Annotated in this window: 15 protein-coding genes; 3 read left to right on the plus strand and 12 right to left on the minus strand. The window is 63.9% G+C overall.

What is annotated here, in order from left to right:
- Positions 1–8: 8 nt before the first annotated feature.
- From gcvPB to A1D30_RS13260, 5 genes are all read right to left on the minus strand, one after another.
- Positions 9–1430 (minus strand): aminomethyl-transferring glycine dehydrogenase subunit GcvPB, encoded by a 1422-nt coding sequence (gene gcvPB / locus A1D30_RS13240; RefSeq protein ID WP_063461190.1) that lies wholly within the window; start codon positions 1428–1430, stop codon positions 9–11.
- Between the two features lies 1 nt (position 1431).
- Complete coding sequence (gcvPA, locus tag A1D30_RS13245) at positions 1432–2796, minus strand: aminomethyl-transferring glycine dehydrogenase subunit GcvPA (protein WP_063461384.1); 1365 nt, start codon at positions 2794–2796, stop codon at positions 1432–1434.
- 198 nt (positions 2797–2994) lie between these two features.
- Positions 2995–3552, minus strand: coding sequence for a sugar transferase (locus A1D30_RS13250; protein ID WP_063461191.1), 558 nt, complete (start codon positions 3550–3552; stop codon positions 2995–2997).
- Positions 3549–4355, minus strand: a complete 807-nt coding sequence (locus A1D30_RS13255) for an aldolase/citrate lyase family protein (RefSeq protein ID WP_063461192.1) — start codon at positions 4353–4355, stop codon at positions 3549–3551. Before A1D30_RS13255 ends, A1D30_RS13250 begins: the two co-directional genes overlap by 4 nt.
- Positions 4356–4368: 13 nt before the next feature.
- Positions 4369–5901: a lipid II flippase MurJ gene (locus tag A1D30_RS13260; RefSeq protein WP_063461193.1), complete on the minus strand. Its 1533-nt coding sequence runs from the start codon at positions 5899–5901 to the stop codon at positions 4369–4371.
- A 120-nt stretch (positions 5902–6021) separates the two neighbouring features.
- Here A1D30_RS13260 and lysS point away from each other — a divergent pair, with 120 nt between their 5' ends.
- The 3 genes from lysS (at position 6022) to A1D30_RS13275 (ending at position 9444) form a co-directional block, all read left to right on the plus strand.
- Entirely contained in the window at positions 6022–7566 is a 1545-nt protein-coding gene (lysS, locus tag A1D30_RS13265; protein WP_063461194.1) for a lysine--tRNA ligase, read from the plus strand.
- Between the two features lie 79 nt (positions 7567–7645).
- Positions 7646–8680: a diguanylate cyclase gene (locus tag A1D30_RS13270; RefSeq protein ID WP_063461385.1), complete on the plus strand. Its 1035-nt coding sequence runs from the start codon at positions 7646–7648 to the stop codon at positions 8678–8680.
- Between the two features lie 62 nt (positions 8681–8742).
- Positions 8743–9444 (plus strand): mechanosensitive ion channel family protein, encoded by a 702-nt coding sequence (locus tag A1D30_RS13275; protein WP_063461386.1) that lies wholly within the window; start codon positions 8743–8745, stop codon positions 9442–9444.
- 41 nt (positions 9445–9485) lie between these two features.
- Here the strand turns inward: A1D30_RS13275 and nagZ are convergent, their stop codons facing one another.
- From nagZ to A1D30_RS13310, 7 genes are all read right to left on the minus strand, one after another.
- Positions 9486–10577 carry a beta-N-acetylhexosaminidase gene (gene nagZ / locus A1D30_RS13280; protein WP_063461195.1) on the minus strand — a complete coding sequence of 364 codons (1092 nt, stop codon included), beginning with the start codon at positions 10575–10577 and terminating at the stop codon, positions 9486–9488.
- 75 nt (positions 10578–10652) lie between these two features.
- Complete coding sequence (gene acpS / locus A1D30_RS13285) at positions 10653–11045, minus strand: holo-ACP synthase (protein WP_063461196.1); 393 nt, start codon at positions 11043–11045, stop codon at positions 10653–10655.
- Between the two features lie 61 nt (positions 11046–11106).
- Positions 11107–11898 carry a pyridoxine 5'-phosphate synthase gene (locus tag A1D30_RS13290; protein ID WP_063461197.1) on the minus strand — a complete coding sequence of 264 codons (792 nt, stop codon included), beginning with the start codon at positions 11896–11898 and terminating at the stop codon, positions 11107–11109.
- Positions 11895–12662 (minus strand): DNA repair protein RecO, encoded by a 768-nt coding sequence (gene recO, locus A1D30_RS13295; RefSeq protein WP_063461198.1) that lies wholly within the window; start codon positions 12660–12662, stop codon positions 11895–11897. The genes A1D30_RS13290 and recO overlap by 4 nt, the downstream gene beginning before the upstream one ends.
- A gap of 83 nt (positions 12663–12745) precedes the next feature.
- Positions 12746–13750 (minus strand): GTPase Era, encoded by a 1005-nt coding sequence (era, locus tag A1D30_RS13300; RefSeq protein WP_063461199.1) that lies wholly within the window; start codon positions 13748–13750, stop codon positions 12746–12748.
- The gene (rnc, locus tag A1D30_RS13305; protein ID WP_063461200.1) at positions 13747–14430 is read right to left on the minus strand and encodes a ribonuclease III; all 684 of its coding nucleotides are present in this window, start codon (positions 14428–14430) and stop codon (positions 13747–13749) included. Before rnc ends, era begins: the two co-directional genes overlap by 4 nt.
- Entirely contained in the window at positions 14431–14793 is a 363-nt protein-coding gene (locus tag A1D30_RS13310) for a DUF4845 domain-containing protein (RefSeq protein ID WP_063461201.1), read from the minus strand. It abuts the gene before it with no gap.
- Between the last annotated feature and the right edge of the window lie 6 nt (positions 14794–14799).

Raw genomic sequence — 14799 nt, forward strand, 5'->3', positions numbered from 1 at the left:
GAAATTCCTTAATTCTTTAAATCGATTCGTGCAATCTTGCGGCTCAAGGGAGCTCGGCCCACCAGGGCTTCATCCGTGGCATCTTCGTTGAAAACCCGTTCGAAGATTTCCACCTGATAGTCCAGGCTGGCTTTCGTTTCAGTCTCGGTGGGTTCGATCAGCATCGCGGACTTCAGGTCGCCCGGGAAGTACACGCATCCAGCCCCCACCAAAGTGGGAGGATGAATGCCGTAGTCAATCAATCGTTTGGCGAACTGCCTAGCAGAGGTATTGAGCTTCTCGCCGGAGAGCAGCGTCTCATGCTTGCAGAACTGGCGATACACCGGGGGCAGCATAGGCGCTAATCGGTGCTGAAGATAGTTGGCATTCAGTACAGCGTTCTCCGACGCCTCACGGAGCCCGCGCGCGCCCATCGTGCGCAGATATCCGTAGGCCCGAAGCAAAACCCCCACATGGCCGTGGAAGCTTTTCATCCGACCAATGGACAGAGGCAGGTCCCCATCGGGCTGAGCAACGCCGTCTTTGCGGACCACCACAGGGCTGGGCAAATACGCGGCCAGCCCTGCCTTCACGGCTACAGGCCCTGCCCCTGGACCGCCTCCGCCATGAGGCGTCGAAAATGTCTTGTGGACATTGACGTGCACCACGTCAAAACCCATGTCACCAGGACGCACAATGCCCATCAAAGCGTTGAGATTGGCACCGTCGTAGTACAGCAATGATCCGTTGGCGTGCACTGCATCGGCAATTTCTACGATCTGATCTTCAAACAAACCCAGTGTCGATGGATTCGTCAGCATGAATGCGGCTACATCAGGCGTCAGCATCTCGCGCAGGGAAACCATGTCCACGCGGCCCTTCAGGTCCGAGGGCACAATTCGGCAATCAAACCCTGCCATGGCAGCGGACGCCGGGTTGGTGCCATGGGCTGAATCAGGCACTAGCACCACCGGACGAATCACGCCGAGTTGGGCAAAGTACTTGCGGATGACTAGCAACCCAGCCAGTTCACCGTGCGCGCCAGCGGCTGGCGCCAGGCAACAGGCATCCATTCCGGTGACCTCATTCACCATCGACTGGAGTCGCTCGTACAGCTCCCAAACACCCCGCAGGGTGTCAACGTCCTGCATCGGGTGGGCGCTCACAAAACCCGGCAATCGGGCCAGCTCGTCGTTGCGTTTGGGGTTGTACTTCATCGTGCACGACCCAAGTGGGTAGGGCCCGTTGTCCACGCCATGGGACTCCTGGCTCAACCGGGTGAAATGGCGCACGACGTCTACCTCGCTCACTTCCGGCAGACCAATCACAGTGCGCTGGCGGGCAAAAGAAGGCAGAGGAGGCGACACCAGCACCCTGCCCGCGAAAACGTCGCTGGCGGCACCGGGCCGATGAAGGTCGATGATGGATTGAGAAGGTGAAGTAGCGGACATTTCAGGACTCCCGCAAACACGCGCGAGCATGCGCCACATAGGCCTCTAGGTCAGCCAGACTCTTGGTCTCTGTCACGGCAACCAACAAACCTCGTCCATGGCCCACCAGCCCCTCCTCGAGAGGAACACCTGCAAAGATGCCGAGGTTGCGCATGCGAGTGCAGAAGGTCGCCACATCCACGGGCAGCGCAACCGCAAACTCGTTGAAATGCACCCCGCTACGCAACGCGCTGACACCGTCGATCGAGGTCAAAAGCTCGCGCAGCCTTGCCGCATTGGCGGCATTCATCTGGGCAATGCGCATGAAATTGCGCTCTCCCAAGCAGGCCAAATGGATGGCTACTCGAATGGCATTAAGGGCCTGGTTGGAGCAGATGTGGCTGGTCGCCTTGTCACGCGCCACATGTTGCTCACGGTCTTCCTTGACCAGCGCATACCCGAGCTGTCCATTCAGGTCGTGAACACGGCCTACAAGGCGGCCGGGCAAGTAACGCTCCAGTGGCTTGGCGCAGGCAATGATGCCAACATAAGGTCCCCCGGCGCTCAGCGGCAAACCCAGAGGCTGGCCTTCACATACAACGATATCGGCTCCCAACGCACCGGGTGCCTCCAGCCATCCGCACAGCAAAGGATTGACACACACTGTCAGCAGCGCACCGTGCTGCGAACACATCAGCGCAACCGCCTGCACATCCTCGACCAGCCCGAGGGCGTTGGGACTTTGCAGCGCCACGCCAGCCACATCCCCACTCGCGATCAGATTGGCCATGGCGGCGGCATCCACCATCCCAGTCACGGGATCTTGCGCCACGTAAACCACCTGTACGCCTCGGGGCAGGAGGTAGGTGTCAAGCACCTCGCGATACTGCGCCCAGACCGCTTGCGCCACAACCACACGGCGCTTGCCACTGGCAGAGCACATCATCCAGCAGGATTCAGCCAGTGCGGTAGCCCCATCATAGACAGAACAGTTGACGCACTCCCGCCCCAGAAGGCGCCCCAGCAACACCTGAAACTCAAACAGGGCTTGCAAAAGCCCTTGACTCATCTCCGGCTGATACGGTGTGTAGGCAGTCAGGAACTCACCGCGCGAAACAATGGCATCCACAACGGCGGGAATGTAGTGCTCGTAAGCTCCACACCCCAAAAAACTGGTGTGCGACAACACAGTGGAGTTCATGTCGGCCATGCTCCGCACATCACGCATCAGCTCCCATTCACTGAGTGCGGGGGGCAAATCCAGCTCACGACGCAAACGGACCTGTGCAGGCACATCGGCAAACAACTGCTCCACCGAATCCAGCCCCATAACTTCCAGCATCGACTGGACGTCTGAGCCAGTGTGCACGTTAAAACCGGTGGGCATTCGCTCCATCGCAGAGCTATTCTTACTTGGGTTCACAAGGATGAAGCGCCTGTTCGGGACGCCATGTTGGACTACAAATTGGAGCGAGGATCTTTAAGCAAGCCCCTCTTTGGAGGAGCACAGAGGGCCGCAGAGCCGACCATTCGATGCCAAGCGTAGCATGCTCCGTACACGCACTGCAGGATATCCAAAGCATCATCAGTTGGCGATCAATCGACCAAGCCGCTTGACGGTCCCCACCAGAATCTGGAGATCCAGCCAGACACTGACTTCACGGGCATAGCGCAGATCTGCGGTCAGCCTTTGTTCATGGGTCGCCTCAGAACGGAATAGCACCTGCGCCAGACCAGTGATGCCCGGTCGTACGCTGCAGCGCTCGGCCCATTGCGCTTCGGAATACAGGCTGCGTTGAACCGGCAGATCTGGGCGCGGACCGACCAGGCTCATATCACCCTTGATCACATTCAGGAGCTGAGGCAACTCATCAATGCTGGTACGGCGTAAGAAACGCCCTACCGGCGTGATGCGTGGATCCGCGCCACCTTCGGTGAAATGCGGCCCCAGAGTACCAGCATTGCGCACCATGCTGCGAAATTTGTACATGTGAAACTCACGCCCATTGAGCCCCACACGAACCTGCCGAAAAAACACCGGGAAACCATCACCCCAAACACAGGCCACGGCCGCCACCAACAGGACAGGACTCAACACCGCCAAGGCCAGCAGCGACAGAACCAGATCCATCAGGCGCTTCATGCGGCTTGTCCTAAATCTGCAGCGATGGCTTCGATCGCCTTGCGAACATGCAACTGGTCGGACTCCACCTGACCCGACGTACGCGCCGCGAGCGCACTTTCTGCCCCCCGGATTGAGCGCACCTGGTCTTCAAATGAGCCCACAGCCTCACTAGCATGAAAAGTGCGCGACAAAATCACCGCCTGCGAACCCAGGCGGAGGTGTTCTGCCAGCACATCTCGCCCTGGCAATAGCCCCTCATCCAGCCGAGCAATCCCCCCGAACCCAAAACGCAACCCCTGGGCATGCACCCTGGCAGCGATCCGGTCCAGCACCCCTTGCCCCAAAGGCTCAAACATGAACCTGCAGCCTAGCGAGAGATGCAAATCATTGAGCCCCACGAACACCTCGCACAACCCCGGGGTATCCACCCAATCGTCCAAGGACTGCAGCGCACCCGCGGTCTCCAGCAGCGCCACGATGGGCGCCCGCCCGGCCACGATGCGGCTGAAGGCCTGCAGTTCATCGGGGGTTTGAAACATGGGCAGCATGACCCAGTCGGCGCCCTGGGCCAGTACTGCGTCCAGCTCATCCGGGGTGCCTGCATGCAAGGGGTTCACGCGAACCATCAGCAATGACCGCTGCAGTTGGGACTTGATGCGGCCGACATCCTCCATCCGGTGGGTGCTGATAAAGGTGTTGCGTCCGGCCTGGCGCTCCGCCTTGCCGTTAACTTCCAGATCGACAAACAGGCGCATCCTCGGCAACGCGTCGCAGCGGCGTGCCAGCGCAGGGTCATTGGTGATCTGGATAAGGTCAATCATGGTGTGGCGCAGATTATGACCGCAGGGCTTGGCGCAGACCGGGGCCGGAGAACCAGCCAGCCGCTACTACAAAGATAGCAGAAAAGGCAATACCAACAAGCGAAAACACCTGTTTTAACCCTAAATCACGAACCAGGACAGCCGCAGCACTGGCGCCCCCCCACCAGTGCGCCAGCCAAGCAACGACTGCCAGCGCCAGCGATGGCGCCAGGAGCGCGCGCACCGGCAGCCAATGCCGCAGGGCGGGGGCACCCAGCGCCCCCCCTGCAACCAGGGCGGCGACCACAAACCCGGCATTCAAACCCCACATGAGTGACTCACCGGCCGTCCAGCCCGCTGCCCCCACTGCCAGCAGCAGGGCCAGTGCCAGCACATAGGCCAGGACGGCAAAACGCATGCGCCCCACCGAGGCCAGGACCGTCAAGGCCACCGCCAGCAGCGCCTGCGGCAGCAAACCCCACGCCCCCACACGGCCCCAGGCAGCGATCTGCTCCAGAGCGGACACCTCCATGCGCCCCCAGCCGAACAACAGAGACGCGATCACAGGAGCCCCCACCAGCAGTGCCGCAGCGGCTGCGCAGGCCAGCGTCCAGGCCAGTACCAGCGCATTGCGCACCGCCGTCGCCATGGCGTCAGCACGGGTGTGCCCAGTGCCAGACGCCGACGCCGCGTGCGCGCGCGCAATCGCGGGGAAGGCCAGCGAGGCCACGAGCTGGATGGCCAGGATCAGCGGCAGCTCCACCAGCTTCCAGGCGTAGTTGAAGGTGGCCAAAGCCCCCTCACCCGCCCCAGACGCAAAGGTGCGGGCCACAAACGGCAGCGTCAGGGGCAGTCCCGCCCCCAAGGCAGCCCACATCCAGATACGCCAACCGGGCAGCGGCGGCGGTGGCGCGACGCCCGGTGGTGCCACGGGCAACGCGTTCTGGCGCAAGTGCCGCATGCGCCACCCCTGCCAGAGCAAGCGCAAAACAACAGCCATCAACAAGAAAACGCCCAGCGTCTGCCCTGCACCCGGCTCAGCGCCACGAAAACCCAGAAGCAACAGAGCGGCGATCAGCACGCCATTCACCACCAGATTGGCGCTGTACAAGCCGACAAAATCACGCTCGTGCTGCAACCGCGTGGCCCACAGGCCGGCCAGCATGGCAGCGGGCAGGGCCAGGGCGCTCCAGACCACAGCGTGGCGGGCAGCACCTTGCAGCGCGGCGGAGGCTCCGGGCACCAGCAACGCCGCCACGGGGCCTTGGGCCACACACATCAGGCCCGCCAGCACAAGGCTCCCCCACAACAAACGCCGGGCGACGTGGTTCTGGGTGGCATTCTGCTGCGCGGCAGACTCCTTGGCCCACTGCGGCAACAGCACATAGGCCAGAGCCCCACTGACGAGCACGCCAGCGAGCCAGTCGGGCAGGGTCAGCATGACGATGGCCACGTCGGCCATGCCAGAGCTGCCAAATGCCGCAGCCAATGCCGTTTCGCGCAGTACCCCCAACACACGGCTGGCGAGCAGCAGCAACAGCGAAAGCAGGCCAGCTTTAAGAAACATGCGGCAAATTATCCGGGCTCAGACGGGCGCAAACCCCACACGGCACGGCCAAAAAACTAAAATCACGGGTTTTGGTCCGAAACAACGCCTCTGAACGCCTCCATCTGCGGGCGGCCCTCCATGTCTGACAACAACACAACCCTCCCTCCCCAGGACGACAACCAGCTCATCGCCGAGCGCCGCGAAAAGCTCCGCGCCTTGCGCGAAGTGCAAGCCAACGGCGGCGGCGTGGCCTTCCCCAACAACTTCAAGCCCGCCCACAAGGCAGCCCAGCTGCACCAGGACCACGGTGAGACGGCCAACGAGGCCCTGGAGGCCACACCCGTCACCGTCAGCGTGGCCGGCCGCATGATGCTCAAGCGCGTGATGGGCAAGGCCAGTTTTGCCACGGTGCAGGACGGCTCGCTGGGCGAGGTGGGTGGCCGCATCCAGCTCTACGTCACGCGCGATGCGGTGGGCGAAGAACTGTACGCCGCTTTCAAGCACTGGGACCTGGGCGACATCGTGGGTGCTGAGGGCACGCTGATGAAGACCAAGACGGGCGAGCTGTCGATCAAGGTGAGCAGCCTGCGCCTCTTGACCAAGAGCCTGCGCCCCCTGCCCGACAAGTTCCACGGCATGGCCGACCAGGAACAGAAATACCGCCAGCGTTATGTGGACCTGATCACCGACGAGCACGCCCGCAAGCGCTTCATGGCCCGCAGCAAGGCCGTGAGCGGCCTGCGCGAGTTCATGGTGAGCCACGGCTTCCTGGAGGTCGAGACGCCCATGCTGCACCCCATCCCGGGCGGTGCCAACGCCAAGCCGTTCGTGACGCACCACAACGCGCTGGAGCAGGAGATGTACCTGCGCATCGCGCCGGAGCTGTACCTGAAGCGCCTGATCGTGGGCGGCTTCGAGCGCGTGTTCGAAATCAACCGCAGCTACCGCAACGAAGGCATCTCGGTGCGCCACAACCCCGAGTTCACCATGATGGAGTTCTACGCGGCGTACTGGAACTACCTGGACCTGATGGACTTCACCGAGACGCTGATCCGCGAAGTGGCCCTGAAGGCCACGGGCTCGCTGCAGCTGAGCTACGGTGGGCGCGACGTGGACCTGAGCCAGCCGTTTGCGCGCCTGACCATCCGCGAAGCGATCTTCCAGTACACCGAAGCAGGCGCCCATGTGGACGATGCTGCCTGGCTGATCAGCGCCTTGAAGAAGCTGGGCCTGAACGAAGAGAAGAACAAGCTGTCCACCCGCACTCTGGCCAGCCTGCAGGTGCTGTACTTCGAGGAGACGGTGGAAGACAAGCTCTGGATGCCCACCTTCATCATGGAGCACCCCACCGAGATCTCGCCCCTGGCACGCGCCAACGACACCCGCCCCGAGGTGACCGAGCGCTTCGAGCTGTACATCACCGGCCGCGAGTTCGGCAACGGCTTCAGCGAATTGAACGATGCCGAAGACCAGGCCGCACGCTTCCACGCCCAGGTGGCCGCCAAGGACAGCGGCGACGACGAAGCCATGTTCTACGACCACGACTTTGTGCGTGCGCTCGAATACGGCATGCCCCCAACGGGGGGTTGCGGCATTGGCATTGACCGCCTCATGATGCTGCTGACCGACAGCCCCAGCATCCGCGACGTGATCCTGTTCCCGGCGCTGCGCCGCGAGTCCTGAGCCTGTGCGAGGCCCCGGGGCGATGCACCCCGGGAGCCCGAGACCGCGCCGTTTGACGACGGCGCCCAAGGAAACCCCTGTGCCTTTCAGCTCCAGCAATGCCCCCTACCCCGCCGCCGAGCCCTTGCCCTCCGGCAATGCGTTCTCGGTGCTGGTGGTCGAAGACCAGGGCTCCGTGCGCGCCGCGCTGGTGGCCGAACTGCGGCGCGCAGGCGTGTCCAACATTTTTGAGGCGCCCGAGGGCCAGGCGGCGCTGCACCTCTTCAAGACCCACCGCCCGGACCTGGTGCTGCTCGACATCAAGCTGCCCGGCCAGGACGGCTACTGGGTGGCCCAGCAGATGCGCGAAAGCGAGGCGGGCGACTGGACTCCCATCATCTTCCTGTCGGGCCTGGACAACGAGCTGGACGTGTGGCGCGGCATTGAGGTGGGCGGCGACGACTACCTCGTCAAGCCCGTCAAGCCCATCGTGCTCATGGCCAAGCTGCGTGCCATGCGGCGCCTGCTGGACATGCGCCGCCGTCTGGTGCTGATGTCGGCCGAGCTGCATGCCGCCAACCAGCGCCTCAACGAGATGGTGGAGATCGACGCGCTCACCGGCCTGGTCAACCGCCGGGGCTTTGACCGCATCCTGCACAACGAGATTCTGGCGGCGCGCCGGGATGGCACGCCGCTCACGCTGATGCTGTGCGACCTGGACCACTTCAAGCTCTTCAACGACGCCAGCGGCCATGTGCAGGGCGACTCCTGCCTGAAAGAGGTGGGCCGCCTGCTGCGCGAAGTGTGTGTGCGCCCCCGGGACGTGGCCTCGCGGTATGGCGGCGAAGAGTTCGCCCTCATCCTGCCCAACACACCCCGCTCGGGTGCGATGACCTTCGCACGCGCCCTGGGGCAGCTGCTCAAGGTGCGGGCCATCGCACATGCCAATTCGCCCCTGGGCGACATCCTTACTCTGTCCGGCGGCATCACCACCTGCGTGCCCGACGACAGCACCAATGCCGAAAGCATGATCATGCGCGCCGACCAGGCCCTGTACGCCTCCAAGGCCCAGGGCCGCAACCGTTTCTTCAGTTTTGAAATGCAGATGGATACCGTGGAGCAATTGCGCAATTGAGTTTCTTTTCCGCCTTCTCGTTTGACGCCACCGAGCGCAGTGCGCGCACCGTGGCCTCCCGCATGCAACTGCTGAAAACCCGTCTGCCCGACTGGGTGCAGGACTGGCTGGAGGTCATCATCCCCGGCACGCAGATCCTGCTCATCCTTTTTGTGGCCTGGCTGCTGCAGCGCGTGCTGCGCCGCATCGTGCGCCGCGCCAGCAGCCACTACCAGGTGCCCGACGAGCTGGTCGTGCCCCTGAACGGACTGATCCGCTGGATCATCGTGGCCAGCGCACTGCTGCTGGTGCTGGAGCGCATGGGCGTCTCTGCCACCGTGCTCTGGACAGCGTTCACCGGCTTTGCCACGGTGGGTGCGGTGGCGTTTTTTGCCGCCTGGAGCGTGTTGTCCAACCTGTTCTGCGCGCTGCTGATCTTCACCGTGCGGCCGTTCCGCATCGGCGACTACATCGAGGTGCTGGACACCGCCGAGAAACCCGGCGCCAAGGGCCGCGTGGTGGACATCAACCTGCTCTACACCACGCTGGAAGACCATGGCGCCACGGCCGAGCATGTGGCCTGGCTGCAGATCCCGAATTCGCTGGTGTTCCAGCGGGTGGTACGGCGCTTTCAGGGTGTGCCCGCACCAGCAACGCCACTGGCGCCTGCGCCGGCAGCGTCGCCAGAACCTGCTGCACACCCGACCGCAATGCCCGCTGCAGCACAATCAGCGCCGCCCCCAGCCCCCACGACAGCGCCGCAGGGCGGCTCAGGCCAACCCTGAGCGCCTGGCTTCGACCTCGCGGGGGGACTTGAAACTGCCCCTCAGGGCAGCAAATCCAGCGCCTGCAGGTACGCAGGCTGGTACATCAGCTCGTCCCACGGCTGGGGCAGGGTTTCGGGCAGCAGCGCCAGGCGGCGCGATTCGCTGTCCACGCTGGGCTGCCAGCGGCCTTGCTTGCGGGCTTTTTCCAGGCCGTCGATCAGCTCATCCACGGCCTGGCCGTCGCCCAGGCTCTGGTTGCACAGCAGCACCAGGTCGCAGCCCGCCTGCAGCGCCGCAATCCCGGCGTCGGTGTAGCTCACCACCTGGCCGTCCAGGCGGCGCGCGCCTTCCATGCTGAGGTCGTCGCTGAAGATGGCGCCGTCAAAACGCATCTGGCGGCGCAGGATGTCTTGCAGCCAGCGCGGCGAGAAGCCTGCGGGGCGGCTATCGACCTTGGGGTAGATCACGTGGGCGGGCATCACGCTGGTGAGCGTGCTGCTGAGCCAGGGGTATGGCGCGGCGTCGTCGGCCAGGATGGCCTTGAGGCTGCGCTTGTCCACGGGCACTTCGGTGTGCGAGTCGGCCTTCACGAAACCATGACCCGGGAAATGCTTGCCGCAGTTGGCCATGCCCGCCTGCAGCAGGCCGTGCATGAGGCTTTTGGCCAGCAGCGCCACCACACGCGGGTCGCGGTGAAAGGAACGGTCGCCGATCACGCCGCTTTCGCCCCAGTCCAGGTCGAGCACGGGCGTGAAGCTGAAATCAACCCCACAGGCGCGCAGCTCGGCCCCCAGCACGTAGCCCGCTGCCGTGGCGGCATTGGTGGCGCGCAGCGCGCCGCTGCCGGGCACCGCCTTGGCGCCCTTGCCATCGTCCATCCACATCTCGCCCAAAGCGCGCATAGGCGGCAGGTGGGTGAAACCATCGGTGCGAAAGCGCTGCACGCGGCCGCCTTCGTGGTCCACGCAGATGAGCAGGTCGTCGCGCACGGCCTTGATGCTGCTGGTGAGCTGCAGCAGCTGCGCGCGGTTGTCCCAGTTGCGGGCAAACAGGATCACGCCGCCGGTCAGCGGGTGGGCCAGGCGGCGGCGGTCCACGTCGGTGAGTGTGGTGCCCGCCACGTCGAGGATCAGGGGTGCGTGTTCAGTCATCAGGGTCCGTCAGAATTTACTATCAAAACAATAGCTACAAAGGCATACCAGTCGCGCGGTAAAGGCTTATTTTCTTCAAATTTTCTCGACCACACAGAAGCTGGCGGCGTAGTCGGTCTCGTCGGTCACGCTCAGGTGCGCCTTCAGCCCCCGGGCCTCGAACCATTCCTTGAGCGCGCCGTGCAGCACGATCACCGGCTGGCCCGTGGGGAGCTTGGCCACCTCGCAGTGGCGCCAGGTCATGGGCATGCGCATGCCCAGGCCAATGGCTTTGCTGAACGCTTCCTTCGCCGAAAAGCGCGTGGCCAGGTAGCGCAGGCCCCGGTCGGGCCAGCGGCTGCTGCGCTCGCGCCAGGTGGCCAGCTCGCCGTCGGCCAGCACCTTCTGGGCAAAACGTTCGCCGTGGCGCTCCAGGCTGGCGGCGATGCGGCGCACGTCGCAGATGTCGGTGCCAATGCCGTAGATCATGAGAATTTTTGAATAAAAATGGCTGCTACCGCGCGTCCATCATGCCTTAGCAGCTATCAAATCAGGAGTTATTGATCGTACCTGTAAACCCCGCCTGGATACACGCCAGATAGGCCTGGACCGTGGCGGTGTAGCCCAGCTCCAGCGCATCGGCAATAAGGGCGTGGCCAATCGAGACTTCGAGCACGCCGGGCACCTCGCGCACAAAGGCGGCCAGGTTGTCGCGGTTGAGGTCGTGGCCTGCGTTCACGCCCAGGCCCGCGTCCAGCGCGGCCTGGGCAGCGGCGGCGTAGCGCTTGAGTTCCACAGCGTGCTGCGGCGTGCCCCAGGCGGCGGCGTAGGGTTCGGTGTACAGCTCCACCCGGTCAGCGCCCATGGCCCGGGCGGCGGCCATCTGCCCGGGCACCGGGTCCATGAACAGGCTCACGCGCACGCCCAAGGCCTTGCATTCTGCGATCAGGGGCGCCAGGCGCTCGGCGTCTTGCGGAAAGCTCCAGCCGTGGTCGCTGGTGAACTGGTCTTCGCTGTCGGGCACAAAGGTCGCCTGGTGGGGCCGCACCTGGCGAATGAAGTCCATCAGGTTCTGCGACGGGTTGCCTTCGATGTTGTATTCGCGGTCCGGCCAGGCCTTCATCAGCGCGGCCAGCTCGAACACGTCGTGGCTGCGGATGTGGCGCGCGTCGGGTCGGGGGTGCACGGTGATGCCCTGGGCACCCGCCTGCAGGCACAGCTCGGCCGCGCGCGTGACGCTGGGGATGCCCAGGTGGCGCGTGTTGCGCAGCAGCGCGACTTTGTTGACGTTGACCGAGAGGGCGGTGGTCGGGTGCGAAGCGGGGAGGGAGGGCTGGTTCATAGGGCCTGCAGGTCAATCATGAGCTGGCGGGTGCGCAGCATCGGGCTGCCGCAATGGTATTGCAGCACGGTGCGCAGCTGGGGCTTGAGTTCCGCAGCGACGGGGGCACAGACGCGCAGCGTGGCGGTGTAGCTGGCGGAGTCATCGTCCAGCGCGCGCTGCAGGGCGATCCACTGGCGGCCCGCCAGCGCCGCGCGGTCGGTGCTGGAGGCCATCCGCAAACCGCCTTCGGCCACCAGCGTGTAGCGGGCGTCGGCCTTCAGCGGCTCCAGCGTCATGGTCTGCACATCCAGGCTGGGCAGAAGGCCAATCTCGCGCAGCAGCAGCAATTCAAAGCTGCGCAGCACGGGCTCCAGCGCGTCGCCATGTTCGCTGGCCAGCACGCGTACCACACCCGCGTAGGCGTCGAACAGCGCGGCGTGCGCATCGGCCCGCGCCAGCAGGCGCAGCAGCAGTTCGTTGAGGTACAGGCCCGAGAGCAGCGCATCGCCCGTGGGCATCACATGGCCGCCCACCCACTCGGCGCCCTTGAGGGTGTGGATGTCGGCCGTGCCGTCGCCCGCCAGGGTGTAGGTGAGCAGCAGCGGCTGCAGCGGCAGCAGCACGGGGCGGAAGTTGGAAGTGGGCTTCTTCGCGCCCTTGGCCACCAGGGCCACGCGCCCCTGGCGGCGGCAGAAGACTTCCAGGATCAGGCTGGACTCGCTCCAGTCGTAGCTGTGCAGCACGAAGGCGGGCTCATCGGCGATGCGCTTGGCGGCAGCCACGGTGCTGGTTGGAAAGTGGTGCGAAAGGGGTCAGGAAAAGCCCGCCACCGCGTCGGGTGGTCGGCAGATCATTCGGGCAGCGCTCATTCGTAGCCGAAGGAGCGCACACGCGCTTCGTCGTCGGCCCAGCCAGAGCGCACCTTGACCCAGAGTTCGAGGAACACCTTGGCGTCCATGAGCTTTTCCAGCTCCTGGCGGGCCTCGGTGCCGATGCGCTTGAGGCGCTCGCCCTTGTCGCCAATGACCATCATCTTGTGGTTGTCGCGCTCGACCACGATGGTGGCGGCGATCTTCACGAGGCGCTTGTGCTGCTTGCTCTTTTCCTCGTCGAACTTGTCGATGACCACGGTCGAGGTGTAGGGCAGTTCATCGCCGGTGAAGCGGAAGAGCTTTTCGCGCACAGTCTCGGAGGCCAGGAACTTCTCGCTGCGGTCGGTCAGCTCGTCCTCGGCGTACCACCAGGCTTGCTCAGGCAGGTACTTGGCGCAGATGCCAAACATGCGCTCGATATCGCCCTTGTTCTTGGCCGACATGGGCACGAACTCGGCGAACGGGTGGCGCTCCTGCATGCTCTTGAGCCAGGGTGCCAGCTCGGCACGGCGGTGCACCATGTCAAGCTTGTTGGCCACCAGCAGCGTGGGGATGCCGGGCTTGAAGAGCGAGAGCACCTTGGCATCGGCCAGCGTGAAGTTGCCCGCCTCGACCACAAAGAGGATCAGGTCCACATCGCCGATCGCGCCCATCACGGTTTTGTTGAGCGACTTGTTGAGCGCCGTGGCGTGGCGCGTCTGGAAACCCGGCGTGTCCACAAAGATGAACTGCGTCTGCTCCCGCGTACGGATGCCCGTGATGCGGTGGCGCGTGGTCTGCGCCTTGCGCGAGGTGATGCTGATCTTCTGCCCCACCAGGGCATTGAGCAGCGTGGACTTGCCCACGTTGGGCTTGCCCACAATGGCAATCACGCCGCAGCGCTGGCCCGGCACAGCCGCAGGCACTGCAGCGGCGGCCAGCATGGCCTCCAGATCGTTTTGCACGGGGGCGCTTTCTGCACCCTCGTCACCAGCTACATTTTTAGTAGCGTCATTCATAAATTCTTTGCTTTCAATGTGGCCAGCATGGCGGCAGCTGCCGCCTGCTCGCCGGCCCGGCGCGAGCCACCGATGCCGCGTTCGGTCAGGCCCAGTTCGGGAATATCGCACTCGACGTCAAAGGTTTGGCGGTGGGCCGCGCCCACGGTTGCCACCACCTGGTACTGCGGCAGCTTCATTTTGCGGCCCTGGAGCCACTCCTGCAACGCGGTTTTGGCGTCCTTGGACGCCGCCTGCATCTGGGGGTTGATCTCCACCTCTTCAAACAGGCGGTGCACCAGCGCCTCGGCATGGACGTACCCCGCATCAAGGTATACCGCACCAATCAGGGCTTCGAGGGCATCGGCCAGGATGGAGGGGCGTTGCTGCCCGCCCGACTTGGCCTCCCCCTCGCCCAGGCGCAGCACCTCGGAGACCTTCAGCCGCAGGGCCAGCTGGTACAAGGTGTCCTGTTTGACGAGGTTGGCGCGCACCCGGGATAGATCGCCCTCGGGCAGCGCAGACAGCCGCTGGTACAACAGGCTGGCAACCGCCAGGTTCAGGACGGAGTCACCCAGAAATTCGAGCCGCTCGTTGTGGTCCGCAGAAAAGCTGCGGTGCGTGGTGGCACGCTGGAGCAGCGAAGGATCAGAAAAAACATGCTGCAGGCGAGCCTGCAGCGCGACGAGACCGGGCTGCACCTAGTTGGTCTGCGCTTGAAAGCGGTAGACCAGATAGGCCGGCCCCGCCAGAGGGATCTCGCGGGAGTATTTGAACGACACCACGACCTTGTCGCCGCGTTTGGTGACTTCCAGGTCCTTGCCCTGGATTGACTTGATGTCGTCGATCGCCGCAGCTCGATCAAAAGCAGCGCGCACACCGGGAACTGTTCCCTCCACCTTGGCTTTTTCAATCGCCTTCTTCGCCGTAACGTACTCTAGATAAATCGGAACGGACTGACCACCGATGGCAAACACAGCCACAGCGATCACGCCAACAAAAACCAATCCAAAAAAAGACAACCCGCGCTGGCGGGAGCGGCTTGTGGTGCGATTCATTGTCATAAATTA

Source organism: Acidovorax sp. GW101-3H11 (genome assembly GCF_001633105.1).
Lineage (GTDB): Bacteria > Pseudomonadota > Gammaproteobacteria > Burkholderiales > Burkholderiaceae_C > Acidovorax.

Bases quoted from the DNA above. Each gene is read 5' to 3' on its own strand.
- nagZ (WP_063461195.1), bottom strand. From the start codon at position 10,577: ATGACTGAACACGCACCCCTGATCCTCGACGTGGCGGGCACCACACTC.
- lysS (WP_063461194.1), top strand. From the start codon at position 6,022: ATGTCTGACAACAACACAACCCTCCCTCCCCAGGACGACAACCAGCTC.
- A1D30_RS13290 (WP_063461197.1), bottom strand. From the start codon at position 11,898: ATGAACCAGCCCTCCCTCCCCGCTTCGCACCCGACCACCGCCCTCTCG.
- era (WP_063461199.1), bottom strand. From the start codon at position 13,750: ATGAATGACGCTACTAAAAATGTAGCTGGTGACGAGGGTGCAGAAAGC.
- A1D30_RS13260 (WP_063461193.1), bottom strand. From the start codon at position 5,901: ATGTTTCTTAAAGCTGGCCTGCTTTCGCTGTTGCTGCTGCTCGCCAGC.
- gcvPA (WP_063461384.1), bottom strand. From the start codon at position 2,796: ATGCCCACCGGTTTTAACGTGCACACTGGCTCAGACGTCCAGTCGATG.
- acpS (WP_063461196.1), bottom strand. From the start codon at position 11,045: ATGATCTACGGCATTGGCACCGACATCTGCGACGTGCGCCGCATCGCC.
- A1D30_RS13310 (WP_063461201.1), bottom strand. From the start codon at position 14,793: ATGACAATGAATCGCACCACAAGCCGCTCCCGCCAGCGCGGGTTGTCT.
- A1D30_RS13255 (WP_063461192.1), bottom strand. From the start codon at position 4,355: ATGATTGACCTTATCCAGATCACCAATGACCCTGCGCTGGCACGCCGC.
- gcvPB (WP_063461190.1), bottom strand. From the start codon at position 1,430: ATGTCCGCTACTTCACCTTCTCAATCCATCATCGACCTTCATCGGCCC.
- A1D30_RS13250 (WP_063461191.1), bottom strand. From the start codon at position 3,552: ATGAAGCGCCTGATGGATCTGGTTCTGTCGCTGCTGGCCTTGGCGGTG.
- A1D30_RS13275 (WP_063461386.1), top strand. From the start codon at position 8,743: ATGCAACTGCTGAAAACCCGTCTGCCCGACTGGGTGCAGGACTGGCTG.